The organism is Paenibacillus sp. P13VS (assembly GCF_015143645.1).
Classification (GTDB): domain Bacteria; phylum Bacillota; class Bacilli; order Paenibacillales; family Paenibacillaceae; genus Paenibacillus; species Paenibacillus xylanilyticus_A.
The window spans coordinates 12,901-36,704 of sequence record NZ_WYEV01000022.1; the positions used below are offsets into that span (position 1 = coordinate 12,901).

The 23,804-nt window shown below is 46.3% G+C and carries 30 protein-coding genes; 5 read left to right on the plus strand and 25 right to left on the minus strand.

Annotated features, from left to right (window positions below; all coding sequences use genetic code 11):
• Positions 1-10: 10 nt before the first annotated feature.
• The 9 genes from GUA98_RS28565 to GUA98_RS28605 form a co-directional block, all read right to left on the minus strand.
• The gene (locus tag GUA98_RS28565) at positions 11-520 is read right to left on the minus strand and encodes a hypothetical protein (RefSeq protein WP_193725137.1); all 510 of its coding nucleotides are present in this window, start codon (positions 518-520) and stop codon (positions 11-13) included.
• Positions 521-575: 55 nt separating this feature from the next.
• Positions 576-1,058, minus strand: coding sequence for a GNAT family N-acetyltransferase (locus tag GUA98_RS28570; RefSeq protein WP_193725138.1), 483 nt, complete (start codon positions 1,056-1,058; stop codon positions 576-578).
• Positions 1,059-1,110: 52 nt separating this feature from the next.
• On the minus strand, positions 1,111-1,410 hold the full coding sequence (locus GUA98_RS28575; protein WP_153977570.1) for a hypothetical protein: 300 nt from the start codon (positions 1,408-1,410) through the stop codon (positions 1,111-1,113).
• Between the two features lie 11 nt (positions 1,411-1,421).
• Positions 1,422-2,063, minus strand: a complete 642-nt coding sequence (locus GUA98_RS28580) for a hypothetical protein (RefSeq protein ID WP_193725139.1) — start codon at positions 2,061-2,063, stop codon at positions 1,422-1,424.
• Positions 2,064-2,094: 31 nt separating this feature from the next.
• Positions 2,095-2,556 carry an NUDIX domain-containing protein gene (locus GUA98_RS28585; RefSeq protein WP_193725140.1) on the minus strand — a complete coding sequence of 154 codons (462 nt, stop codon included), beginning with the start codon at positions 2,554-2,556 and terminating at the stop codon, positions 2,095-2,097.
• 98 nt (positions 2,557-2,654) lie between these two features.
• Positions 2,655-3,143 (minus strand): cysteine hydrolase family protein, encoded by a 489-nt coding sequence (locus GUA98_RS28590; RefSeq protein WP_193725141.1) that lies wholly within the window; start codon positions 3,141-3,143, stop codon positions 2,655-2,657.
• 120 nt (positions 3,144-3,263) lie between these two features.
• Positions 3,264-3,746 carry a DinB family protein gene (locus GUA98_RS28595; RefSeq protein WP_193725142.1) on the minus strand — a complete coding sequence of 161 codons (483 nt, stop codon included), beginning with the start codon at positions 3,744-3,746 and terminating at the stop codon, positions 3,264-3,266.
• A 68-nt stretch (positions 3,747-3,814) separates the two neighbouring features.
• Complete coding sequence (locus GUA98_RS28600) at positions 3,815-4,555, minus strand: metallophosphoesterase family protein (protein WP_193725143.1); 741 nt, start codon at positions 4,553-4,555, stop codon at positions 3,815-3,817.
• A gap of 39 nt (positions 4,556-4,594) precedes the next feature.
• Positions 4,595-5,302: an AAA family ATPase gene (locus GUA98_RS28605; protein ID WP_193725144.1), complete on the minus strand. Its 708-nt coding sequence runs from the start codon at positions 5,300-5,302 to the stop codon at positions 4,595-4,597.
• Positions 5,303-5,685: 383 nt separating this feature from the next.
• On the opposite strand from GUA98_RS28605, the gene GUA98_RS28610 reads away from it, so the two are divergent.
• Genes GUA98_RS28610 through GUA98_RS28620 form a run of 3 tightly spaced genes read left to right on the plus strand, consistent with a single transcriptional unit; the run spans position 5,686 to position 8,549 of the window.
• The gene (locus GUA98_RS28610; protein WP_193725145.1) at positions 5,686-6,558 is read left to right on the plus strand and encodes a PRD domain-containing protein; all 873 of its coding nucleotides are present in this window, start codon (positions 5,686-5,688) and stop codon (positions 6,556-6,558) included.
• Entirely contained in the window at positions 6,555-7,061 is a 507-nt protein-coding gene (locus tag GUA98_RS28615; RefSeq protein ID WP_193725146.1) for a PTS glucose transporter subunit IIA, read from the plus strand. The genes GUA98_RS28610 and GUA98_RS28615 overlap by 4 nt, the downstream gene beginning before the upstream one ends.
• 30 nt (positions 7,062-7,091) lie before the next feature.
• On the plus strand, positions 7,092-8,549 hold the full coding sequence (locus GUA98_RS28620; RefSeq protein WP_193725147.1) for a PTS transporter subunit EIIC: 1,458 nt from the start codon (positions 7,092-7,094) through the stop codon (positions 8,547-8,549).
• Between the two features lie 150 nt (positions 8,550-8,699).
• Here the strand turns inward: GUA98_RS28620 and GUA98_RS28625 are convergent, their stop codons facing one another.
• From GUA98_RS28625 to GUA98_RS28655, 8 genes are all read right to left on the minus strand, one after another.
• On the minus strand, positions 8,700-9,713 hold the full coding sequence (locus GUA98_RS28625; RefSeq protein ID WP_193725148.1) for a bifunctional glycosyltransferase family 2/GtrA family protein: 1,014 nt from the start codon (positions 9,711-9,713) through the stop codon (positions 8,700-8,702).
• A 2-nt stretch (positions 9,714-9,715) separates the two neighbouring features.
• Positions 9,716-10,708: a phosphodiester glycosidase family protein gene (locus tag GUA98_RS28630; RefSeq protein ID WP_227780183.1), complete on the minus strand. Its 993-nt coding sequence runs from the start codon at positions 10,706-10,708 to the stop codon at positions 9,716-9,718.
• A gap of 241 nt (positions 10,709-10,949) precedes the next feature.
• On the minus strand, positions 10,950-11,906 hold the full coding sequence (locus GUA98_RS28635) for a radical SAM protein (RefSeq protein ID WP_153977560.1): 957 nt from the start codon (positions 11,904-11,906) through the stop codon (positions 10,950-10,952).
• A 336-nt stretch (positions 11,907-12,242) separates the two neighbouring features.
• Positions 12,243-12,917 carry a hypothetical protein gene (locus GUA98_RS28640; protein WP_153977559.1) on the minus strand — a complete coding sequence of 225 codons (675 nt, stop codon included), beginning with the start codon at positions 12,915-12,917 and terminating at the stop codon, positions 12,243-12,245.
• 194 nt (positions 12,918-13,111) lie between these two features.
• Positions 13,112-13,600 carry a GNAT family N-acetyltransferase gene (locus tag GUA98_RS28645; protein ID WP_227780184.1) on the minus strand — a complete coding sequence of 163 codons (489 nt, stop codon included), beginning with the start codon at positions 13,598-13,600 and terminating at the stop codon, positions 13,112-13,114.
• A 78-nt stretch (positions 13,601-13,678) separates the two neighbouring features.
• The gene (locus GUA98_RS30100) at positions 13,679-14,059 is read right to left on the minus strand and encodes a pyridoxine 5'-phosphate oxidase C-terminal domain-containing protein (RefSeq protein WP_265333667.1); all 381 of its coding nucleotides are present in this window, start codon (positions 14,057-14,059) and stop codon (positions 13,679-13,681) included.
• Positions 14,060-14,108: 49 nt separating this feature from the next.
• The gene (locus GUA98_RS30105) at positions 14,109-14,336 is read right to left on the minus strand and encodes a pyridoxamine 5'-phosphate oxidase family protein (protein ID WP_265333668.1); all 228 of its coding nucleotides are present in this window, start codon (positions 14,334-14,336) and stop codon (positions 14,109-14,111) included.
• Positions 14,337-14,743: 407 nt separating this feature from the next.
• Positions 14,744-15,394 (minus strand): histidine phosphatase family protein, encoded by a 651-nt coding sequence (locus GUA98_RS28655; RefSeq protein ID WP_153977557.1) that lies wholly within the window; start codon positions 15,392-15,394, stop codon positions 14,744-14,746.
• A 415-nt stretch (positions 15,395-15,809) separates the two neighbouring features.
• Between GUA98_RS28655 and GUA98_RS28660 the strand changes: the two genes are divergently transcribed.
• Positions 15,810-16,748 carry a hypothetical protein gene (locus GUA98_RS28660; RefSeq protein ID WP_193725149.1) on the plus strand — a complete coding sequence of 313 codons (939 nt, stop codon included), beginning with the start codon at positions 15,810-15,812 and terminating at the stop codon, positions 16,746-16,748.
• Between the two features lie 21 nt (positions 16,749-16,769).
• Here the strand turns inward: GUA98_RS28660 and GUA98_RS28665 are convergent, their stop codons facing one another.
• The 7 genes from GUA98_RS28665 to GUA98_RS28695 form a co-directional block, all read right to left on the minus strand.
• Positions 16,770-17,060 (minus strand): RNA polymerase alpha subunit C-terminal domain-containing protein, encoded by a 291-nt coding sequence (locus tag GUA98_RS28665; RefSeq protein WP_193725150.1) that lies wholly within the window; start codon positions 17,058-17,060, stop codon positions 16,770-16,772.
• 77 nt (positions 17,061-17,137) lie between these two features.
• On the minus strand, positions 17,138-17,650 hold the full coding sequence (locus GUA98_RS28670; protein ID WP_193725151.1) for a DUF4275 family protein: 513 nt from the start codon (positions 17,648-17,650) through the stop codon (positions 17,138-17,140).
• Positions 17,651-17,694: 44 nt separating this feature from the next.
• On the minus strand, positions 17,695-18,246 hold the full coding sequence (locus GUA98_RS28675) for an NUDIX hydrolase (RefSeq protein ID WP_227780187.1): 552 nt from the start codon (positions 18,244-18,246) through the stop codon (positions 17,695-17,697).
• Between the two features lie 155 nt (positions 18,247-18,401).
• Positions 18,402-19,079 carry an ABC transporter ATP-binding protein gene (locus GUA98_RS28680; RefSeq protein WP_193725153.1) on the minus strand — a complete coding sequence of 226 codons (678 nt, stop codon included), beginning with the start codon at positions 19,077-19,079 and terminating at the stop codon, positions 18,402-18,404.
• On the minus strand, positions 19,076-20,200 hold the full coding sequence (locus GUA98_RS28685; protein ID WP_193725154.1) for an ABC transporter permease: 1,125 nt from the start codon (positions 20,198-20,200) through the stop codon (positions 19,076-19,078). The genes GUA98_RS28680 and GUA98_RS28685 overlap by 4 nt, the downstream gene beginning before the upstream one ends.
• Positions 20,201-20,265: 65 nt before the next feature.
• The gene (locus GUA98_RS28690; RefSeq protein ID WP_193725155.1) at positions 20,266-21,642 is read right to left on the minus strand and encodes an ATP-binding protein; all 1,377 of its coding nucleotides are present in this window, start codon (positions 21,640-21,642) and stop codon (positions 20,266-20,268) included.
• Positions 21,639-22,316 (minus strand): response regulator transcription factor, encoded by a 678-nt coding sequence (locus tag GUA98_RS28695; RefSeq protein WP_193725156.1) that lies wholly within the window; start codon positions 22,314-22,316, stop codon positions 21,639-21,641. The genes GUA98_RS28690 and GUA98_RS28695 overlap by 4 nt, the downstream gene beginning before the upstream one ends.
• Positions 22,317-22,655: 339 nt before the next feature.
• On the opposite strand from GUA98_RS28695, the gene GUA98_RS28700 reads away from it, so the two are divergent.
• Positions 22,656-23,624, plus strand: a complete 969-nt coding sequence (locus GUA98_RS28700) for a cation diffusion facilitator family transporter (RefSeq protein ID WP_153977547.1) — start codon at positions 22,656-22,658, stop codon at positions 23,622-23,624.
• Between the two features lie 97 nt (positions 23,625-23,721).
• Here the strand turns inward: GUA98_RS28700 and GUA98_RS28705 are convergent.
• Positions 23,722-23,804: IS3 family transposase (locus tag GUA98_RS28705; protein ID WP_193724603.1), on the minus strand; the 83-nt coding region annotated here is incomplete at its 5' end.

Here is a 23,804-nt window from a genome sequence, read left to right on the forward strand (position 1 = left end):
CCCAGTCTCCTTACCCCTCATCCTCAATTTCAAAATACATCTCCTGATGTTGCAGAATCTCCTTATTTATACTCACGATTACTTCCTCAGATTGAACGCGATATTGATTGAACAAGTCCTCAATTAATGGATACAGGTTGGGATCTTGCTCCAGATCTGTTGGCTTTACCTCACGCCACTGATCTCCGATTCTATTTTTATCTACAATCACACGCTCGATGTTATCCAGCAGGGCTATCATGTCATTCTGATTAAAAAAACGCATTCCATTGCGGATGCCGCTCCAGCTCTTCATCTCCATGATATTGTAAGCCGAGAACCAGTAAAACTCCGCCAGACTTTTCGTGTGGTTATGGTAGGAGTAGAACAGAAATAGTGCTTGTTGGCCTTCATTTAACTGACGGTACATCTCTGTTTTGGCTGCAACATTTTTACCTCGAACGGAAATGAGCATCGGCTGGACACATAACCAGCTAAGCTGCGATGAACCCAAATCTGCCTGTTTGATTTTCGCTCGCATAACATTCTCCTCTCTTTTCCTCTAATGATTCATATACTTTTCGGCATGGCTATGGTCAATCCATTCGTTTATGAAAAACGAACTGAAGACCATGTGCTCCTATCCTGCGAATGCCCGTGTCACGAAAACCCACCTTCAAATACAGGCTCTGTGCTGCCACATTCTGTTCATTTACAGCAAGGATGACTTCCTTCGTCCCTGGCTCAATCTGCTGAAGAAATGGACCAATGGCCTGCATGGCAGCCCGTGCATACCCTCTCCCCTGATGTTCCAACGTAATGGATAATGCTCTTATTAAGATTGCATTCGAATATTTCTTTCCTTCGGTGTATTCCGATTTTTTATGTAAAATAAAGAAGCCCACCGGTGTTTCCTCTTTTAAAATCACAATGGGAACCTTATCCGGGTTGGAGATGGCCTCCTCGATCACTTCTGCAGGTAATGCAGTAAACGAGAACTGCTCTCCGGTCAGTGAAAAATTGGCTAATGCCTCATCATATCTCTCGTGATATTCCGTAAGGCGAATAACTTGGTGCATAAGCAGTCACCTCATTTTTTATGTAGCGCAGCACTTTCCTAATGGTTCTACTCTACTCTGCCATCAATACTCTTATGATACGTGTCGCGTTGTCGAATTTCATTTGATTATTTTTCTGATGGAAGTCCCATCCTTGGTTTATCGCATATTGAACGAGTTTGGAAATCAGCTTGGGCTCATAGAGTAAAATATCCCTTGTATCTTCCCAAGGGACCACAAACTCTACGAAGGTAGATTTGAACGCATTCGAATATATACGGATAATTATATCGTAGGCTTGCTCATCCACAACATAGAGGAATAAAACCTCATTGACCGTCATTTTACGGACTTCTTTCTTATATACCTTCAACAAAGCACTCCCTAGCTTGAGGTTTTGGTGTGTAAATCTTCAAATACGTTCCATTCCGCAAACAATTGTTTTAGTCTTAGAGCAGTTGTATGAATGAAATGTTCCAGAACGTCCATAGATAAAATACTCAAATCTTCCGCGGGCTCATGCGCAGGATTATTCAAGAAATCCACCTTCACTTTCCTGTACTGAACTACCTCTTGTTCAAGCAAACCACCCAAATCATAGGCCTTACCCGCATTCAGTTTATTCAGCAGCTCATGAGACCCAGAACGATTACGCAAAATCATAAATTCCAGCTTCGTTACCTCCTGCGTATACCGCTTCCTGCCATTAGGATGTTCTTCATATGCAGGGTAGATATCAAAGGTCCACACACGGTCCGTATAAATATGGGCGATGTATCCGCACAAATACTGCCAGAATGCAGGATCAAGTTCCGCCTGCTGCCTATGGGACTCCCAAAACGTCCGAAGCTCTTCATCTGTTGCGAATCTGCCTTCTTCGATCATTAGATGTGTTTTTGCCTTCTCACTGCGCACATCACTTCTCACGTGAATTGAATCAGGAGCCAGACTTCCCAGCAAGAATTCCGGGGATGGATTAGAACTGATTTCAGATGCAACCGCAAAATGTACCATGGGCCAAGGCATACGTATCACTCCATTCTGGTATTTGTTTTCCTTAACGCAGAATCCCCTGCTTCTCTTGAATCAGATCTATAATAGTCGGCCTCTGCACCTTATTAATCATATCGATCTCGATTTCATCCAAACTTGTAAACGTTAATTGCAACGACTCTTTATTCTCGTCCTCAAAATATAGTGTTCGTCCATCCTCAGCTAGTTTTCCGTCTAAATTAACTCTGACGTTAAACAGAAACATGACAAATACGACCTCATTGCCATCCGGATAGGTATACTTCATTCTCTCACCCGTGTAGATGGAAGCCAGTTCATACGAAATCACATCCAGGCCAGTCTCTTCCTTCACTTCTCTGATCATGGTTTCTTCGATACGCTCTCCGGGCTCCATACCGCCACCAGGCAATCCCCAGTCTCCGTAATCGGATCTACGCTGCAGCAGAATTCTCCCATGGTCATCTCTGATAATGGCCCCGCCTGTAACCACAATTCGACTTGTCATCTCCACTGCTCCTTCTTTAAACTTGTAGTCCTGTCTGACGGATCAGCCAGGTATGGCAAAAATGGATACGACCTCGTCGCATCCATGGATATTCTCGTTTATTTGATGAGATAGTCTACCACAGGATATGAGATCACATTCCGATCTCTGTAGGTAGAAGTCACCGCTTCCTGATGTGTGCTGAGAATCCCATTTTGCAGCATAACGGGTCTGAATCCTCGCTCCATCGCTCCATTATAAGTGAATAGAACACATTCCTCTGCGGCAAAACCGGAGATGATCACGAGCTCAACACCATGACTCTTCAGTATAGACTCCAGCTCTGTCTGCCAGAAGGCATTGGAGCTTTCTTTGGTAACGGTGAGATCCTTCTCATTGACATTCACCTCGGAAATAATCCGATATTCCTCCGGAGATGATCCTTCCAACCCTTCGACGTCTTGCACATGAACCACCACATGATCATTTGAACGAAGCACATCTGCAACGTGGTTGATATACTCACAAGCGTGGTCTAACCCTTTTTGTTCGACTCGACCTCGCACAATACTCTCTTGCATATCCACGATTAGAAAACCTATTTTCATCCGAACACTCCTTGAAATTTTGATATACTGCCTTATTGGTGCTTCTAAATAAAGAATTCTCCCAATATATGTATTCGATTATTGCAGGCGGTACTCCTCTATATCTGCTGCAGCTTATTGTTATGCTGAGGCTATGACTTTCTTTTTCAACATCATAATCTGCCCGATATGATACGCATTGTGAATGCACACATTCGATATCACATTCCACCACGGAGCATTGAAATAGGAAGGGATGGTCAGTGCCAGTTTTGCATCATCACTTTTTTGTACGGCCTGAATCCATTGAACAAACGTAGATCCGACTCGTTCAACACTCTTCTGCCACTCCTCTTCGCTAACGCGGGAAGGGTCCACATAGAACGTTTCATCATTATCTATATGATGATCCATTCTTACTTCACCTTGGATAAAACGATCCAGCCATCGCTCATTCCAGAATATCAGATGATGCACCAATCTCCAGATGGATTGACCTTCATCATTCGTCCATGCAGCCTGAGCAGCGGTTACATCACGTAACATCTCATCCAGCGGTATAAACCAGCTCTTGTCATGATGACAGGCAGTCAGTTGGTCCAGCAATACCAATTTGAAACTCATGATTAACTCTCCTCCTAGTTCCAAAACGCCTCTACAAAATCATTCAAATACCTGTCCTATATCCAGTTTCACGCCATTCTTCCTGTCCTGATTGCAACAGCATAATCCTCTCGGCCATTGGTTTGAGCTATGAAACTGGCCCTCTCCCAATCATATTCAACCATGACATGTTCCATGTTCCAGTTCCCCTGCGCATTACGATAAGCAATCGCATAGTCCGCGTGAGGCGAGTTGGATTCCATGACATGCGGATAGGGCAAATCATCATGATAAGCAGGCAAACCGACACTGCCTACGTTCACGATTACCTTGTTTGTCGGCAAATATTTCAATTGAGTCACATGACTGTGTCCGCAAAAAATATAACGCTGCGGTACATCCAGAAGTTCGTTAGCCAATTGAACCGTATCCTTGTACCGAACCCCTCCCGCCGTTACTTCTTCCAGCAAATACTGATCATGCTGCCACGGTGTACCGTGGCAAAATAATAACTCTTCGTATGCCCACGTACGATGGAATGATCTGATCCAATGTTCAATTCCCTGATCAAGAAGGGGTTTTACAAATTGAAAGGTTTCCGATGAGCTTTCTTTGTGCAAAAGCACCTCGTCACAATTCCCCATTACATGAACGATATTCTCCTGATCCATTAATAATCGCGCTGTCGCAAGCGGATCAACCGGGCCAAACAGGCTATCCCCCAAATTGACGATAAGGTCTATGTTGCGGGCAGCAATATCTTGTAACACGGCCTCTAATGCCAAGTGATTACTATGAACATCTGAAATAATGGCAACAGACTTATGCATGTCATCCCTCCACTTTTTTTGATAGTACCCAAACCAAAGTCAGTCCTTAAACAGCTCGTCCAGCATACGATGCCGATTCTCCAAAAAGCTTCGCGTGATCTGATAATGCTCCGTATCTTCATAGGCCATTTCCTGAATGCAGCTATCATCAAAATTCAATATGTCGGCATCGGGATAGCCCAGTAAAATGGGGGAATGCGTTGCAATAATGAATTGGGATGTCCCGGAAAGGTCATGAAGAATGCGCAGCAAGGAAAGCTGTCTGGCAGGAGACAATGCGGCTTCGGGTTCATCCAGCAGGTAGATGCCTTTCGAGCTGAAGCGGTTCACAAACAGATTAAGAAAGGACTCCCCATGGGATTGCTCATGCAGCGAGCGTCCTCCATAGTATTCAAGAGAACCGACCTCATCAACATGGGATGCAAATTGATAGAAGGATTCCGATCGCATGAAGAAACCGTTCGAAATTTTGGGCAGCCAGGCCAGCCGCAGATACTCCCCTAACGATGATTGCGAAGCATGCATCTCAAAGACGTTATTCCTACCGCCCCCTGCTGTATTGAATCCGCATTGATGAGCGATTCCCTCCAGCAGGGTGGATTTGCCCGATCCATTTTCGCCGACAAAAAATGTAATGTTATTCCTGAATTCCAATCTCTGCAGGGACTGTATTGCAGGTATATGAAACGGATATTGATCCGGATTTCCCACTTTATCGGACAGTAACTCCACACTTCGAAGATACATAAGCATACTCCTATTCTTGTTAGATTTGGCTCCATCTACCCGAACCCATTCAACAACAGATTGGGCTCATTTCACCTTAAAAGGTGATCATGTCTCCTTTTTTATCCAATACGGCAGGTACCTTTTCATTTACACATTCCCTATATTAAACGACGTTCAAACGGATGACAAAATTATGGTTGACGGTGGCAGATCAGGTTCTATATTATGTAGGAAGAACGTTCTGCATAAAAAACATAAAATGAATTGGCGTGTTACCACCCCAGAGGGCATGAGCCAAGAAGCGAACAAGGACTAATTTCGCTTCTTGGCTCTTTTTGCGTTCCGGGAGTCTGAAAGCGTTAACTTTAGAAACGAGGAGGCGGTGAACCCTGAGTAAAGAAATGATGCTGCAGGTAGAGCGGGTCGTCGGCAGCAATATTGTTCTGGCCCGGTCGCACCAAAATGCCAAGGAGTATGTACTGATCGGCAAAGGGTTGGGATTTGCATTCAAGGCGGAAAGCACCGTCCAGGCCGATGATCCGCGGATTGAGAAAAGGTTCCGGCTGGAAGACCGGGAGGAATGGGGGCAGGCGCAGGAGCTGATGAAGGACTTGGACCCCAATGTCATCGACATCTCTGACCGGATTATCCGTCTCATTGCTGATCAATTTCCCGGCAAGCTGAATGACAAGATCTACCTTGCTCTTCCGAGTCATATTCAGTTCACCTTGTATCGTATCCGCAACGGGATGGAGATTCTGAATCCTTTCCTTACGGAGACAAAGCTCAGTTTTCCGAAAGAATTCGAACTCGCCTCGGAAGCAGCGGCCATGATCGGAGAGGCCTTTGGTGTAGAGGTACCGGAGGATGAGGCCGGGTTCCTGACATACCATGTGTACTCCTCCGTAAATCACGTCCCTGTCGGACAGCTGGTTAAGGTATCCAATGTGATCAGCAAGCTTCAGTCCATTATTGAAGAGGAAGGTGGCGTTCGATTTGACCAGGGCAGCCTTAGCCAGGCAAGACTCATGATACACCTGCGCTTCTCCATGGAACGCCTGTATCAGCAGCCGATGACGGCTCCCACCTTCGCACAATATGTGAAAAACGAATATGCGTCCGAATACCAGCTGGCCAGAAAACTGAGTGCTGTAATGGCCGAGGATTTGGGGACAGAGGTACCTGATGAAGAAACGGCTTTTCTCGCCATGCATTTATATCGGCTTTTTCAAAGCCATGCCAGAACCAACAACAGAAAGGACAACACACAATGATCTGGAAATGGAAAAACAACAAATCCGCCAAAATATCTGAAACGATATCCGTCGCCTCCCCACTCACCGGAACCTGTGTCCGTTTGGAAGAAGTGCCTGACGAAGCGTTCGCGCAAGGACTTATGGGACCGGGAGTTGCAGTGATTCCCCAGGAGGGCAGGCTGGTTGCCCCTATCGACGGAACTGTGGTGCACCTGATCAAATCGCACCATGCCGTAATGATTGAGCACACTTCCGGGCTGCAGCTGCTGCTGCACATCGGTATGAATACTGTCAGCCTGAAAGGACATGGCTTCACACCCCGAGTGCAGACCGGGGATCAGGTCGCTGTCGGTCAGACCCTGATTGAATTTGACCTGAATGCGATCGCTTCGGCCGGTTATCCGGTCATTACCCCTGTCATCGTTGCGAATGCGGCAGAACAGCCGTGGGAGTCGCACCCAGAGTATGGCAGCGTAGAAGCAGGCATGGGCACGATCATGAAGGTCAGCTTGACCAAGTAACCTAAATCAAAAAAAGAAAGGAAGAACCATATGCTGAAAGCACTGCAAAAGCTGGGAAGATCCTTGATGCTTCCAGTAGCAACCCTGCCTGCGGCGGGAATTCTTCAAGGTCTCGGTCTTCTTAATTATGAAACGGACATTCCGCTCGGTCCCGTGATCGGGGGATTCCTTAATCACTATGTAGTGCCATTCCTGAATGAGGGAGCGGGTGCAATATTCGGCAATCTTGCGCTCATCTTCGCCATTGGGGTGGCAATCGGACTGGCGGGGGATGCGGTCGCCGCACTTTCAGCCCTAATCGCCTATATGGTGCTGACGCGGATTCTGGGAGCCGTTCCAGGTGTATTCGGCTATATCCCTGACGATGTCAAGCTGGATATGGGCGTATTGGGCGGGATATTTGCCGGACTGCTTGCAGCCTATATGTACAAAAAATACCATAATATCAAGCTGCCTGACTGGCTCGGCTTCTTCTCCGGCAAACGCTTTGTGCCGATGGTCACCGCCGGCTCCATGCTGGTGTTGGCCATCCTGTTCGGCATGATCTGGAGCCCGATTCAGGATGCCATCGGCGCTTTCGGCGCCTGGATTGTAGACTTTGGCGGCGTTGGCTCCATGATATTCATGATCGCCAACCGCCTGCTTATCCCGCTTGGCCTGCATCATGTCCTCAACTCCATTGCCTGGTTCCAGATCGGAGATTATACCAATGCAGCCGGGGAAGTCGTGCACGGCGACCTGACCCGCTTCTTCAACGGAGACCCTACGGCAGGCATGTTCATGTCTGGCTTCTTCCCGATTATGATGTTCGCTCTTCCGGCGGCGGCGCTTGCCTTGATCCATACAGCCCGGCCTGAAAAGCGCAAAATGGTCGCTTCGATCTTTATCGGCGCAGCGGTGGCTTCATTCTTAACGGGTATTACCGAGCCGCTCGAGTTCTCCTTCATGTTTGCGGCCCCTCTGCTGTACGTGGTACATGCTATTCTTACCGGTGCAGCGGCCTTGATCATGTATCTGCTGGATGTTAAGCTTGGCTTCGCCTTCTCGGCAGGTCTGATCGATTACCTCGTAAACATGAAGCTGTCGACCAATCCGCTGCTCTTGATCCCGGTCGGTCTCGCATTTGCGGTCGTCTATTATTTCCTTTTCCGGTTCATGATTCTCAAGTTTAACCTGAAAACGCCGGGACGCGAGGATGACGCTAATGATTCCGATACACCCACTAATGCTTCCGCCGTGGCAGCGGCGTCTGCCGACACCAAGGCTGGCAAAGTGCTCGCGGAAATCGGTGGCGCAGACAATATCGAGAGCATCGACGCCTGCATCACTCGCCTCCGGCTAGTTGTTAGGGACGACAAAGCGGTCAACGACCAGGCGCTCAAACAGCTTGGCGCTTCCGGCGTCATGAGGCTCGGTGGCGGAGCTGTGCAGGTCATCTTCGGCACCCAGTCCGAAATCCTGAAGGATGAGATTAAAAGGCTGATGTAACGCTCGTCCTCCTTTGAGTTTAAAAGGTCGAGAACAAGGGTATGTTCACCCTGTTCTCGACCTTTTTTGTTAACCAAGAAGCGAAGGATATTCTATTGAATCGGTTTTGATTGAAAAAAGAGAGCAAGCTCTACACTCACTCTCTCGTTGTTAATAGACAAATTTGCGCTGTGCCCAATAACTGAACAAAAAGATGGACACCTCCGTCAATACCTTGGCCGCGATCAGCGGGATAATCAATTTTTCGTTATAGAAATATAGCAGTCCGTAATTTAATAGCAGTACCAGAATGACCAGTGAAAAGTATTTCGGTAATGACTGGCGCACCTTGGACGTTTTCCCGGCTGAAAATACATATTTCCGATTGATCGTATAGTTGAAGATGGAGCTGCATAATCTCGCTGCAACGACCGACAGAAATAGATTATGCGTGAAGTACTGAATAACGAACAGCAGTCCAAAATCGATCAGCGCGGACAGTACCGATGATGTACTGAACATGAGAATCGGCATATAAATGCGGAACGAGTCTACCAGCGGGCGAAAATGAGAAGATTTGTTATGATCCAGATATACGGTGTCAATAAACTCCTCGGTGATTTCGTATCCCTCTTTGCGTGCAGTTAATAACATGTTCATCTCATACTCAAAACGATCACCCGGGATCTCACATAACCAGTCCAGCATTGAATAGGGAAAACCACGCAGACCGGTCTGTGTGTCATATACTTTGGTCCCCGTTGTGAAAGAGAAGACCGCTCGTGTGACGGTATTACCGAAACGACTGCGTGCAGGAATCGTGCCGCTGAAGCGGCGGCTTCCGAGTACAATGCCAGGTGCGGTTTGCTCCAGCAGTACATCGAAGATACGCCGGATATCATGCGGCAGATGCTGGCCGTCACTGTCTGCACAGACGATCCCACCTTGTGGTCCGAATTCCTTGATGTACTGGAATCCTGTCTTCAGTGCTCGTCCCTTGCCGAGATTCACCGGATGAGTCAGCACGGTGCATCCATACGCCTTAGCCGTCTCAAAAATCCCTCGGAATTCCTGCCCGCTGCCATCATCCACAATCACAATCGGCCTCAGTTGGAACGTCTGCAATTGCAAAATTAGATTTAATAAACGCACGTCCGGTTCGTAGGATGGAATTAATATAGTCATGATCATTGTCCCTCCTTGAGGTAAAGGATGTCACTTACGCCGCGTTCCTGATTTCTGCCCAGAGGATTATTCACGACTCTGCCCATGAAATACATGGTGGATGAACCACCGCCGTCCAGGTTATAGGCCTCTGTTGCTCCCAGGCCCTTCATTACATCCGCGAGCTCTGCCAGCGTCATTCCCCGGCTGTCATCCTGCCGTCCGTCGACGACAACAAATACATAATGATTCGGAGCAATCATGCCGATCGCCGTTCTCGGATTCGCATCCTGAATGGAACGATTGCCGAAGTTGTTATCGATTTTGACACTGCTAAAATCACTTACGATCTCCCCGTCCTGAATCAAAATGGGTCCAAACGACAGCGTATTGGTTGCACCTTCGGCCAGCAGCTCCGAAGAGGAAACTTCCGTTTCGTTATACGTCTTCATCGTCCCGTCAGCAAACAGCGCCATCGCATCACGAACCGGATCATCCCGGTATACCGTACCGTTCCGAATAATTACGCCATCACTACGAAAACCATAGTAATCACCATTAATGGCGAAAATCGCGTTGTTCGCTGCTGCAATCTCTGAGGTGTTCTCCGTAATGTTGGTGCCGAAGCTATTATCCGCCAAAGCCGATTTCAGACTGCTTGCGTCCGTCATCTGCACATCTGCAACGTAATACGTAATCTGATCTGCACCGGAGCCGGTCTGCACCTTCTCGATGCTCACCTGCATATCGTCACTGGAATAGTTCCAGTCGTCTGAGGTAGCATTGACCTCTGCGGCTGCGTTTGACGCATCATTTGCACTGCTGCTAGTGGCCGAAGCGTTGTCATCCGCCACGACGACTTCCACATGCCGAATCAGGTAACGGTCAGCCAGACTGTAGACAATTCCGCCGATTCCAAGGATAACGACAAGCGTGGCAATCAGCCATTTACGCCTTTTATTCGGGATTGCTTTTCTATGTGGATCATTCGGATTGGGTTTATCATACATTCTCATCATTGAAGCCACCTCTTCATCATCTAAGTTCTTAAGGCCATGATAGGCGGGATAGCTTAAATGAATCTGAAACCTATTCAAAGGCAAAAAAAGAAGGTCACCTCCTCCCTTTCAGGGGGTAGATAACCTTCAAACAAATAGATACATTTATGAATGACTTCAACATATGGTTGGCATAAACAAGAATGTGATCAGACTCCTTTCAATTATGAGAACCGATACATTCATCTCCTATCTTCACTTACTCACCTGCAAATAGTGCATCATACGCAGGACATGGCCGCTTCTTCAGAAAATCCGCTAATGCGGGCGGCTGCTTGGCGTAAATTTCTTTTAAGGATGTGCCATGGTAGATGTTGCCGATGACGACCGGATGACACAGCTCACAGATGAGAATGTCTCCATTGCCATGCAAATGCAGCTGCTTCGTTCCGTCCACACAATTAGAGAAATACACGCCTGGCTGCTCGTGTAGCCCCAACAAATCAGCAAAACGATCCATGCAGGTGAAGTATAAGGTGGTGTCTTCCTGCTTGTGTTCAATCAACTCTTTTACAGATCGAACAAGTGATTCCCTGGAAACAATGCTGCTCCAATCGCTGTGCGGCATCATGATACTGTTCTGAATCTCGTGAATCCGCACACCCAGATCATAGACCTTTTGGCTAATGGCCAGCATATTCGCTTGTGTTCCCTCAAACAGCAGGGTTTCCAGCACCGTCTCCAGTCCAGCTTCTGTACACAACCGGATATTCCGCTCCAGCCTCTCATACATGCGGGGATGAACACGATAATAGGCGGAATAGGCATTCGCATCGGTATAGTTGAACGAAATATGAATATTGGACAACCCTGCATCACGCAGCGCATGAATTCGCTCTTCCGTCAGTAAACTGGCGTTTGTATTCAATTGCGTATCGATTCCATGAGCTGCACAATACTTTACAATATCCAGACAATCCTGATACTTGAGGGTCACTTCTCCCCCGGATAAACGCACACGTTTCAACCTCGGAAGCTCTCCGATGATCCGAATCACTTCCTGTGCATCAATACATTGTCCATCGTCCCGATTATAGGCACAGCAATAGTCACACTTGAAATTGCAATTGGAAGTCACCCCGACTTCCAGCCCCTCCAGCTCGTATACACCGGGTGTTTCCAGCTCGAGTGATTTATATCTGTTTTTTGCAGTCAATTCCATATACCTCCTGGTTCCCTCATCCCATGTAGTTACAACCTGGAGATTATAGCGGAAGCATACAGGGTTCGGATATGACATTATGTACGCTGAATATGTTTAAAAAAAAAAAAAAAATAAAACCCACTTCTCCGAAATCATCGGGAGTGGGTCAGGTTCGTATGTACTGTGGATTAGATCATATAAAATGAGAGCTCCAGGATCTCCGCTTGAGATACCGCGATATACTGCCCGATGATTGCCATCCTTGTTACCTCCTTATTACCTAAGTGATAATTAAGTAATATGCAACTCTACTGCGCTAATTGCTATCATTAATATGGTCAGAATCAACTAAGATTTGCTCGTTACTGATTTCAGAGATTTAATTGCCTCATTCATCAAAAAAGGTTCTGTTATCCACCTTCGCGGATGTGAAAAGCGTCCCTTCTTATCAACAGCACATACTCTACGATCTTTAACAGACTCCGACCAGTTGATGACTTTGGACATCTTATCTTCAAATACTTTATCTACAAATCCCATTATTACAAACCGTGACTTGTTGCATTCTGCCAAAAATGAATCTTCAGAATGAGTTATTGGGTCTTCAAGTAATGCCATTAATTCACTTGATATGACTTGTTTTGCTCGATTATGATATACTTCTGCTTTTAGTCCAACAGGTTGTCGAATATTAGAAAGGTTGTAAACACGTAAAATACCACTGATCATGGATTGGTCCTCATAACTACATTTGATTGCCTTAATTATGTTTCGCATAGTCAAGTCTGCGTAATCATCTACCTCAAATGTATCCGACAGGCTTGTGCCGTTTTTAAAAGAAGTCCATTCTGGCGTCGTTGTTTTTAGTTCAAAACTTCCTGGGTTTGTCATTATAACCATACCTAATTGGTCAGTAGATTCACCAAAGTGAACAGATGTATTATGTCTTATTAGTAATGTTTCATTATCATGGTTAACTCTCAACATAGATGCTGTGACACGTTCTGGATATTTTCTTCCCATTTAACAATACCGCCCTTCAGGAAAATTTTTATCTGCAGAATCTTGTAACTATCACATACCGTGCTAATAAAAATATTACTAAATAGATACATCGCCCTAACCTCAGTACTCTAAAGGTCACTCCTATTAATCAGATCTAATTATAGAGTACATCTTCAAGTCCCGAAGCTCATTCTTTACCTTCATGTAATTTCTCAAAAACCCTCAAATTTCATGCCTACCTTCTCCATCACCTTGGCCGAACCTGTATTATCCACCATACATCTGGCTTGAATTCGCTCCAATCCTACTTCCTCGAATCCAAATTGGATGATCTTGCTTACCACTTCTGTCATGATGCCCTTATTCCAATACTGGTCGGACAACACATAGCCCAATTCTACTCTCATACTGTTGCTGTCACAGCCTAAATAATTGCAGCTGCCAATCAGCCTTTTGGTCTGTTTATCCTCAATCCCCCATGGCCCGAGCTTGTCCGCCTCATAACGGTTCATGACAAAATCGATAAAACCTTTGGTATCCTCCTTGCTCTGATGAGCTTCCCACGTGGTGAATTCAGCAACGGCAGGAACCGAGCAATAGCTGTACATATCGTCCAGATCATCGTAGGTGAGAGGACGAAGCAAGGTTCGTTCCGTTTCCAAAATGGGAAATGGGTCAAAATAGCTTTCAATCGTATTCATACACGTCTCTCCCTAGAATATTGGATTAAAGAAACATACTAAAGTTCGGTTATCATCTACGTTCTTTCAATATAAGTATCATGGCCACAATCTGTGCTGCTTCCACTGCCCGTCTTGCAGCTCATACCGAATTCGTGTATGCTTACGCCCCGAATCTCCCTGCCAAAACTCAACTTCTCGAGCATTCACAGCATATAACCGCCAATGGGACGAAACAACATCCGGGTCACTTTGAATCCGTTCCTTTTGAGCTTCAATAGAGCTATCTAATACTTCCTCACTCTCCAATTCCTGACTCTGGCGCCCTGTCATGGCAACCGCTCTGGCTCCAGCCGAGCGTTTCCGGAAGTCATCTGCTCCTGCTTCATTTCCCATATCCGCGGCTGTACCCCTTATACGAACCTGTCTCCCGAGCGCAGGCCAATAAAATGTCAGTGCCACGTGCGGGTTATCCTCCAACTGCCTTCCTTTCCGACTCTCGGAACTGGATGCAAAGTAAAACGCCTCATCAATGACAATTTTTCAAAATCAATACTCGCGCATCCGGATAACCATCTTGATCCACCGTTGAAATTGTCATGGCATGAGGTTCCTTCACGTTGGCCTTAATCGCCACTTGCAGCCAGTCCAGAAACAACTCCCCAGGACGCTCCGGCAAATGAAGGATGTCCCAAGGAGGGAAAGGGCCAGACAATGCATGCAAATTCCGCAACAACTCACTCGATTCAGCACTCATTTGATCACTCCTACCTTCCAATTCATTCCATTGTAGCGCAATTGTAATGTACTGGAAACAGAGATTTTTAGAATGCATATAATAGAATACGGTCATAACTAAGACGGCAGATTTGTCCAACCTATAAATACGTTCTGTTAGGGCTTTAGCTTAATCGACCTTCTAGTTAACTAGAGAGTAGCTACTTCTTACTCTTAATATTCACCCTAATAAATGCAGCAATCGCCATAATTCCTGCTGATACAGATGACCTTATTTTCAATTGTGCAATATCCGAAAAATCTGTGGGCGGATTAAACAGCATGATACATAAATAATATAAATACACGACTATAGAAATAACCAAGACTACATTTGCAATTCTTTTTTTCAACAAAATTGATCCCTTTCTACTATGACTTCAACTATCATTTGTCTCCACCTATGAATTCTCCTCCGCTTAACCAAACCAAATGGCTCACCACATTCATGCTGCTCAATATCCAACCGTTATCACTCTTCTCAATCGTGTGCATACTGGTATGATCGATCGGATGAAAGCTGGATTTATTGCTCCACTCCCGCTTATCGAGCAAATAACAGAGGATATTAATCACTCCGCCGTGCGTAATCAACAGAACGTTGGACTTTATCTTTTGCTCTTCCATGTCTCTGCAGAGTGTATCGAAAGAGGCACATATTCTGTTATAAAAATTCCGTGGACTTTCTCCTCCTGGAAAAGGAGAATCCATCTCAAGAGCATTGAAATAAACTCCTGGGTAATTCTTTTCTGCCTCCTCATGGAGCATGCCCGCCAAATAACCATTATTCATCTCTCGCCAATCTTTCACAAAGCTGCTCGGAATATTTAATTTCTGCTCAACCTCCCTTGCCGTCTGTACTGCACGAGGAAGATCACTACTTATAATCGTATGGATATCATACTGCTCGGCATGATGCTGCAGATAATTACCTAGTTGTTCTGATTGACTAATCCCTTGTTCCGTAAGCCCTCGCTGGCTCCATCCACCTCGATACCCTTCGTCATCCGCGCCGTGTCTTACTAGAAAGATCTTCAAGGCTATCCCTCCTTAACCTGTTCACGTTAAAATATTTCGCCAGATTACTTTCCCTCGTTGGCCCCAAGCTCTGGACTTCCCTGAAGTTCACTACAAGTTCTACGCCTTCAACTTAGCCCCTTCCCTTGTATACTTCTTCTCGAAATTCTATGTAGACTTCGCGTCTCTCTTTATACGCCTAGTCTTGTCACTCTCATTCTTGTATATCATAAAAATTTGATATAAATCCTTATTATACTACGAGTGAAAATAAACTGATACAGTATATCAACCATGCATTAATCCACATTTTAGAGGCAAAAGAAGACCTCATCGCTATACTTCTGCCATGTTCAGCCCTTCATTTGTACGTCATACTTTACTTCATCAAGTGCAGATGCAGACTCTGCATAACGGAATGAAGGAGGACAAGGATATGTCCAAACGAAACATAAAACTAATGCCTTTTGCTGACCTCTCAGCATATATGGGTGGTTTCAAGATCGTTTCCACGCAGTGGGGTGCAGATGGGAAGGTGTACGTTCTGTTAATAAATCAAGTGCCCGAGAGAGAACGGAACATGTTCGTTCAGACCCATTTAAATCAAACCTACACTTACAAAGTTCTGATTGTATCTGAGCAACACGTAGAAGAGGTTGTAATCTGGGGACAAACCTACAATTATCATTATGTACAGCCGCTGCATGATCACCTTTTGCTTGTCGGTGCACGCTGTACCTACTACGGCAATGATCAGTATGACCTGAATGCCAGAGTGTGTGATATGAATGGGAGTCCGATTCGGGATTTTCTGTTAGGGGACGGGATTCAGAATGTTCAGGTGACAGCGAATGGAACGATCTGGACCAGTTACTTTGATGAAGGTGTATTCGGCAATTACGGATGGAGCGATCCGATTGGTTCCTGCGGTCTGCTGGCCTGGGATGAGCAAGGTAATAAACTCTATGAAAACCGCGCAGCTGATATCGCCGACTGTTACGCACTTAATGTCGTGAATGAGGATCAGGTCTGGTTTTATTATTACACCGATTTCGAACTGGCTTGTATCTCAGGGGGTACATTGGATTCCAAGGTCACGTTTGTGAAACCGAGTATATCCGGATCTTCCGGATTCAGTACGGATGGTTATCACTTCTTGTTCGATGCCGGATACGGTAAACACGGGACGTTTGTTCTCAAAAAAATGGATAAGCCAGGACGACTGACAAAGGGGCAAAAGATCGAATTGGTCAACGAAGCCAATAAACCATTGAAGCAGGCACGGCAGGATTTTCGCGAGCAGCGACTGCTCCTTAGTGAAGGAAATGTATTGTACCAGTTAACGATCGACGAATTGGTTTCCCGTCTGGATTAGTGGTCATTGGAGTGGAGAGGGTTATTTCGCAAAGGACAGACCCTCTTCCTCAAGTGCTTGTCTAAGTTTGGGTAATGCAGATGGGCCTATACCATGAAGCTTCAGGATTTCTTTCTCGGTATATCTCGAAAGTTCAGCCAACGTTGTAATTCCCTCATTTTCTAAGGCACGTCTGGCAGGTGCAGACAATAAGGCAAGAAATCCTTCTTTAGGACGTTCAGATTCGCAGATCGGACAAGTTGGGCAGTCACTTTTTTTGTAATACGAATGTCCATGTTCACATGTTCTTCGTATTCCTTTGTCGTTTGTCATATGAGATCTCTCCTCCTGACTTTAGTAGATTATCAGTAAGTAATTCAACACCGACTAATCCATTCTGCTGAGTAATGTTACTTTAATGGACTAATTTTATAAAAATAAGGCCCACACATGTCTTCATGCGTATGTACATAGGTCCAGGTAAACTCCTGGTCAAAGATATAGATATCTTGTTTAGAATCAAAGTCCGCTGCAACGACTGCCATCGCATTCTCATAGACCTGGATGAACGGCGTATGTTGGTACATGACATATAAGTCATTTTTAAGCTCGGCATCAAACGCATCTCGTGCTGAGTTGCCCGTTAAACACGCTTGTTTCTTATAACTAAACATATGCCATTTATATTCGCTGTAGTAGATCGCTTCTTTTGCCTCGTCATCCAGATTCCCGGCAAACGCCTCATCCCACTGCCGAGTAATGCCCCCCGATTCCTCACACAGCTCCGTCACCTGAACGCTCTTATTCTCCAGATTTTGCTCAAACATATATTTACGATATACAAGCTCGACCCGCGAGTACGCCACATTCAGTTCACTTTCAGGCAAAACATCTAACATCTTATCGATCTGTTCCCGAATCATGTTGACCTCCGTTAGAATTAAATTAGGTTTGTGGAACTTCGACATCATCTCTGTTTCTTACGTTTATCTTCTTCCCTCAGTACATAAGCCAATTGATACATCTCCGCAATATCATGTCTATTCTGCTCCTGAAATCTCCGAATGGCTTCAGCAATCTCTACAATCTCTACGGCAACAACCTGCTCTCCATCCACCGGATTCAGCGGCTTACCCACAAGCTCAACATCTCCGTATCCAATGACTCTCACAAAATGAGGATGTGGAATATGTGGTCGATACGGCTCAGTGGCGCCAGATGTGCAATAGAATTGACCGAATATTCGATACGACTGCAGCTCCGCACCCAACTCTTCCATCACTTCACGCTTCAATGCTTCTGAATATATCTCTCCAGGTTCCAATGTTCCTCCCGGCAGCTCCCATTTGCCATTATCCAGTTGAAACACCACGCACTGCTTCCCGACAAACGGGATAATGCTCACGTTGCTCACCAGCGCCTCATCCACGATATCGTTTAATCTGAACTCAGCGGTCACCGTCCCCCAATGAATAGAGGTACTCAGTGCCGGAAAATGTTCAATATTTAAGCTTTGCATCAAGCATCAGCCCTTCTCTAGATAAAGTAAAATCTTCCACTTCATTCTTTCTTCAATTATAGATGAAAGGATAGAAAAAAGGCCACCTTCCCTCATGGAATAGGTGACCTTCTCATCATAGATTCAGAGAACAATACGATCTCATCGCATGCGCCTTATTTGTGTACCAGTTTCCCGTTTTCCAAAAAGAGAACCCGATTACACAGCGGAAGAACCCGCTCATCATGCGTAACCATTACCGCACTCTTGCCCTGCTCTGCAACCAGCTTCGCAATCATGCCAACAATATCAAGCCCCCGATCTGCATCCAGACTGGCTGTCGGTTCGTCCGCCAGCAGCACAGCCGGATCATTCATCAATGCCCGGGCAATCGCAACCCGCTGACGTTCCCCGCCAGACAGCTTCTCGGCATATGCTTTACGACGGTGAGATAAGCCTACCGTATGAAGCAGCTCATCCACTCGCTTCCCGGCCTTGTTTTTGTCCGTTCCGGCAAGCTTCGCAACGACCATCAGCTGCTCTTCGACTTTCAGATAAGGAATAAGGTTGGCGCTTTGAAAAATAAAACCGAGCTGTTCAAGCCTCACATCGGAAATGTCCTGCCTATTTTTGCCCATGATCGATACACCATCGAGCAGAACCTGCCCCTCCGTTGGTTCAAGAAGTGCACCTGCAATGGACAGAAATGTACTTTTGCCTGAACCGGAAGGACCCATGACCGCAACAAGTTCGCCTTCCGCAACTTCAAGATCCAGCTTATCCAGTATCGTACGTTTGACCCCGCCATCCTCAAAGGTCTGTGTAATTCCCTGCAATACCAATCGGTTTCTCATGCTGCTGTCCTCCCAATCGCATCAAGCGCATCAATTTTGGTAACCTTCCAGACCGAGAACAACGAACCTGCCATAGACATGATTACAAATAAAATGCAGGTCAGTACCAGGGTGGACAAGCCTAATTGAAACGGCATCGAAGCTGGCAGGATGGACTCAAACAGTCGGACCAGCAGCACACTGATCACCAAACTGCCGACGGACAGAAGTAATACTTGTAATGACACACTGCCAGCCAGATACGCATTGCGCGTTCCGATGGCTTTCAAAATGCCAAATTGACTCGTTTTCTGAAAAGTGATGACGTAGAAAAATACGGCGAGTACAAACGCCGAGATGACAAATAAAAAGGCGATCATCATGAGCAGCGAGCCCTGCTCTTCCTTATAGCCAGGAATGGCCGATACTGCCTCGGATTTCGTAATCACTTCCGCATTCGGCAGTGCAGCACTCAGGCTGTCAACCTTCTCATCAGCATCCTTAATGGCAATGGCATTGTATGACGAAGCATTGTTGCCTGCTGTATCTGGAGTGGTACGCGAACTTCCTTGCAATGCAAGCCATTCCTGTTCATTCAGGAAAACGACCGGCGAGTGGCTAAAGGACTCATTTTGCACAAATCCACCGACTGTCCACTCCATCCCCGACGCTTGATCCACCAGAACCGTTCCAATGGTCACGCCGGACTCTGACAGCTTTTGATCCACTACAACCTGTCCGTCCTTCTGCTCCGCAATCGGAACTCCTTCAGTGACGGTTGGTGCTAGCCAGCCTTCCGGGTTCACCATAAACAGAGTGACATCTATTTTCTTGGTGTCGTCAGCCGGGCTAACGGTTGTCATTTTCACACCCAGCGGCTCTGCGTTATCTTGCCCTACCACCGAGCGTGACTGTTCAAGCTGATCCTGATTCACCTGTGACCGGGTAAAACGATGATTAGAATCCTGTTCGAGAACGAAATGGGTTGCTGCCATATTTTTGATCGACGCGGCGTTGTCATACGCCAGCCCCTGCGCAAGACCTGTAACAAACAGTACCAAAAATGAAACCAGTACCATAATGGTAGCAATTAACGCATACCGCCCTTTGGCAAACCTCATCTCTCTAATAGCCAAGTACATATCTCTGACCTCCTCTTGATAAACCAAGTATAGGAGGTGAAAATGAACGGCAAATGAATAACAGATTACATCTGCGGAAGAGTCACAGTGAAGGTTGTACCTTCGGACGAACTGGAGACTTCAATTGTACCGTCATGAATCCGGACAATTTTCTGCACAATGGCAAGCCCAAGCCCGGTCCGACCGGAAGAACGCTCCCGTGCACGGTCCACCCTATAGAAACGATCGAACAGGAATGGCAAATGCTCCGCCGCAATCCCGTCTCCTGTATCCCGAATTTGGATTACGCAATGTGTATCGGTCTGCTCTGCTCGGATCTCAATGCTTCTTCCTTGCGGAAGATGATTCACTGCATTACCCAGCAGATTCATCCATACCTGCATGAGCAGTACTTCATTACCAACCAGCCGGATGGCTTCGGGTACCGATATCCGGAGCAGCAGCTCCTTATCTTCCAGCTGCCATTGCAGCACCTGAACGGCTTGACGGAATTGATCGCGCAGAGAGAATTCTTCTTTCGTCAAATCCTCTTGGCCTTGTTCGAGGGATGACAGCAGAAGCAGCTGTTTGCTGAGCAACGAGAGATGGCGGCTCTCTTCTTCAATAATGGATGCATAGTGCTCCCTCTCCTGTTCAGGAAGATCCCGATTGGAGAGCAGTTGGGCAAAACCCTGAATCGAGGTTAGTGGCGATTGAATCTCATGCGAAACGTTCGATACAAACTGTTGACGAGCCTGATCTACCCGCTCCAGCTCACGACTCATCGTCATAAAGTGCTGAGCCAGTTGGCCAATCTCATCCCGCCTCTTCGTGGGCAATTTCAGATTATAGTTCCCCTGTACAATACGCTTGGTCGCCTCCGACAGACGTTCAATTGGATTGACCAAGTAGCGCGTACTGATGAGAAAGATCAAAATGCTAATACCTACTGTAAGTGCTCCAATCAGCGCAAAAAAGATACGCAGTTCGCCAAATTGCAAAATGACGTCCGGGCGCATAAACAGGCCATAGCTTGTATTTCCGATCTGAAGTGGAACACCAACGGTATTGCTTAGCTGATTGTCAAAGAAACCCGTGATGAAAGGTTTGCTTGGAAACTGGGCAACACCATGGTAGACCTCCCCGTCAAGCACCCTATCTACAGCTCGCTTGTCCAGATCCTTCTCGCGGAACTCGCTACCGTAGAATTCATCATTCCCCTTGCCATCTGTCACATAGATCTCGTAACCGAGAGCTGCGGCATTGTCCAGATACGGCTGCATCATGTCTGGCTCCCGCTCCACAAACTGCTTCATTTCCATGGCGATGCCGACCAGCTTCTCGTCATTGAAGGACTTAAGCTTCGCATGATAATAGATATTGGATAAAAGAAAACCGAGCATGCCGCTGACCACAATGACAGCTATCGTAATGAGGAAGACTCGAACATACAAGGTCCTCACCGGGTTTTCACCTCCATCTTGTAACCGATCCCCCTTACCGTATGAATGACAAAGTCATCTGTATAATCAGCAAACCGATCGCGTAACCGCTTGATGTGCACATCCACCGTACGGTCATCTCCTTCGTAATCTGGGCCCCAGACAAGTCTAATTAATTCATCTCGCGAGAATAAACGACCTGGATATTGTGCCAGCTGGGAGAGCAGCTCGAACTCCTTCATGGGCAAAAACAGAATGGATTGACCATCAGATACCTCCACGTTGTTCCGGTCAATTATAATGCGATTCATGCGAATGATATCACTTGACGTGCGGTGATAACGGCGAAACAGGGCCTTAACCCTGTAAATCAACTCTTCGGGTTCGAACGGCTTCGTCACATATTCATCCGTGCCTTTCAGATAGCCCTCCCTCTTGTCGGATAGCTGGTCCCTTGCCGTTAGCAGCACAATCGGTATGTCATACTGCTGCCGGATGAAATCACATAGCTCCAGTCCGTCCATGCCTGGCATCATCACGTCCAGGATCGCCAGATCAATCGGTGTTTCTTTGATCAGCTTGACCGCTTCCATCCCATCCTGTGCTTCATGCACCTGATACCCCTCTTTGGTCATGACATGCCGAAGGAGTGCCCTAATGTTGGCGTCATCATCCGCCAGAAGCAGGTGTTTCATATCGTTGTCCGCCCCTCTATTTCTAAGTTGAATGTATAATGATCATATCCAATGTTTGAATTTTGTTACGAGTACTTCCGCACATGGATCCTGCACAGATGGTAGCACAAAAGCCAAGTCGTTCGCCAGCACACCACTGGAAGCAATGCTTTTCGTGTTTATATTTTGTTGAATCTGGTTGACACTATTATTAGGCACATCTATAATAAAACCATAACATATGAACGTTCGCTCATATATTCATTTGATTAATTAGATTCATGCAAGGGATATCCTAAGTCACAATAGCAATTATCATTATTACATAACGGAGCCATGCTCCAAAGGAGAGGATCTCGTATGTCCGGACATCACCACAATCACGACCATGGACACCAACATGCACATCCCAACAACAAGAAAGTACTGCTGTTTTCCTTCATTATCATTACGCTCTATATGATCGTAGAAGCTGTAGGCGGCTTTGTGACCAACAGTCTGGCCCTCATCTCCGATGCAGGACATATGCTGTCAGACGCAGTCGCTCTGGGGATCGCTTTACTGGCGTTTACCTTTGGGGAAAAGGCAGTGAATACTGGCAAAACCTACGGATATAGACGATTTGAGATTTTGGCTGCTACCTTAAACGGAGTCACCTTAATCGCCATCTCCCTGTACATCTTTTACGAAGCAATCGGCCGCTTCATCCATCCACCGGAAGTGGCCACGTTCGGCATGCTGATCATCAGCATCGTTGGATTACTCGTGAACATTCTCGTTGCCTGGATCATGATGCGCGGCAGCGACACGGAGAATAACCTCAATATGCGAGGTGCCTACCTGCATGTCATCAGCGATATGCTTGGGTCCATCGGGGCTATTGCGGCAGCACTGTTGATGATGTTCTTCGGCTGGGGCTGGGCAGATCCACTCGCAAGTGTAATCGTAGCCGTGCTGGTTTTGCGAAGCGGATTCTTCGTAACGAAGTCTTCCCTGCATATTTTGATGGAAGGCACCCCGGCGAATGTGGATGTTAATGACCTCGTGCAAACGATTAAAAAAGTAGACGGTGTCCATGGCGTTCACGATGTGCATGTATGGTCCATTACTAGTAACCTGAATGCACTGACCGCTCATATTGTGGTCGATGGAACATTGACCATCTATGAAGCTGAAACGCTTGTGCAGAAGATCGAACATATGCTGGAGCACAAAGATATCAAGCATGTCACCTTGCAAGTGGAGTCCGAGAACCACCTTCACGACAGTTCAGTATTATGCACGGTTAAAGGTGACGCACCTGATGCGCACGCACATCATCACCATTGAGAATGGTGCAACATATAGCGGTAAAACAAAAACAAAAAACAGGGCTGATCCCATCAAGGGATGAAGTGACCCCTAAAAGTTAGACACGGTTATTTCATTAGGCAGCTTGATTAAAATGAGTTCGGTATTCTACCGGGCTCATTTTAAATTTTGCTTTCATTCGTTTCGTGTTGTAGTATT

Coding starts and splice junctions, on each gene's coding strand:
- GUA98_RS28565 (WP_193725137.1), bottom strand. CDS start 520: ATGCGAGCGAAAATCAAACAGGCAGATTTGGGTTCATCGCAGCTTAGC.
- GUA98_RS28570 (WP_193725138.1), bottom strand. CDS start 1,058: ATGCACCAAGTTATTCGCCTTACGGAATATCACGAGAGATATGATGAG.
- GUA98_RS28580 (WP_193725139.1), bottom strand. CDS start 2,063: ATGCCTTGGCCCATGGTACATTTTGCGGTTGCATCTGAAATCAGTTCT.
- GUA98_RS28585 (WP_193725140.1), bottom strand. CDS start 2,556: ATGACAAGTCGAATTGTGGTTACAGGCGGGGCCATTATCAGAGATGAC.
- GUA98_RS28590 (WP_193725141.1), bottom strand. CDS start 3,143: ATGAAAATAGGTTTTCTAATCGTGGATATGCAAGAGAGTATTGTGCGA.
- GUA98_RS28595 (WP_193725142.1), bottom strand. CDS start 3,746: ATGAGTTTCAAATTGGTATTGCTGGACCAACTGACTGCCTGTCATCAT.
- GUA98_RS28600 (WP_193725143.1), bottom strand. CDS start 4,555: ATGCATAAGTCTGTTGCCATTATTTCAGATGTTCATAGTAATCACTTG.
- GUA98_RS28605 (WP_193725144.1), bottom strand. CDS start 5,302: ATGTATCTTCGAAGTGTGGAGTTACTGTCCGATAAAGTGGGAAATCCG.
- GUA98_RS28610 (WP_193725145.1), top strand. CDS start 5,686: ATGATGCTGCAGGTAGAGCGGGTCGTCGGCAGCAATATTGTTCTGGCC.
- GUA98_RS28615 (WP_193725146.1), top strand. CDS start 6,555: ATGATCTGGAAATGGAAAAACAACAAATCCGCCAAAATATCTGAAACG.
- GUA98_RS28620 (WP_193725147.1), top strand. CDS start 7,092: ATGCTGAAAGCACTGCAAAAGCTGGGAAGATCCTTGATGCTTCCAGTA.
- GUA98_RS28625 (WP_193725148.1), bottom strand. CDS start 9,713: ATGACTATATTAATTCCATCCTACGAACCGGACGTGCGTTTATTAAAT.
- GUA98_RS28630 (WP_227780183.1), bottom strand. CDS start 10,708: ATGAGAATGTATGATAAACCCAATCCGAATGATCCACATAGAAAAGCA.
- GUA98_RS28640 (WP_153977559.1), bottom strand. CDS start 12,917: ATGGGAAGAAAATATCCAGAACGTGTCACAGCATCTATGTTGAGAGTT.
- GUA98_RS28645 (WP_227780184.1), bottom strand. CDS start 13,600: ATGAATACGATTGAAAGCTATTTTGACCCATTTCCCATTTTGGAAACG.
- GUA98_RS30105 (WP_265333668.1), bottom strand. CDS start 14,336: ATGAGTGCTGAATCGAGTGAGTTGTTGCGGAATTTGCATGCATTGTCT.
- GUA98_RS28660 (WP_193725149.1), top strand. CDS start 15,810: ATGTCCAAACGAAACATAAAACTAATGCCTTTTGCTGACCTCTCAGCA.
- GUA98_RS28665 (WP_193725150.1), bottom strand. CDS start 17,060: ATGACAAACGACAAAGGAATACGAAGAACATGTGAACATGGACATTCG.
- GUA98_RS28670 (WP_193725151.1), bottom strand. CDS start 17,650: ATGATTCGGGAACAGATCGATAAGATGTTAGATGTTTTGCCTGAAAGT.
- GUA98_RS28675 (WP_227780187.1), bottom strand. CDS start 18,246: ATGCAAAGCTTAAATATTGAACATTTTCCGGCACTGAGTACCTCTATT.
- GUA98_RS28680 (WP_193725153.1), bottom strand. CDS start 19,079: ATGAGAAACCGATTGGTATTGCAGGGAATTACACAGACCTTTGAGGAT.
- GUA98_RS28685 (WP_193725154.1), bottom strand. CDS start 20,200: ATGTACTTGGCTATTAGAGAGATGAGGTTTGCCAAAGGGCGGTATGCG.
- GUA98_RS28695 (WP_193725156.1), bottom strand. CDS start 22,316: ATGAAACACCTGCTTCTGGCGGATGATGACGCCAACATTAGGGCACTC.
- GUA98_RS28700 (WP_153977547.1), top strand. CDS start 22,656: ATGTCCGGACATCACCACAATCACGACCATGGACACCAACATGCACAT.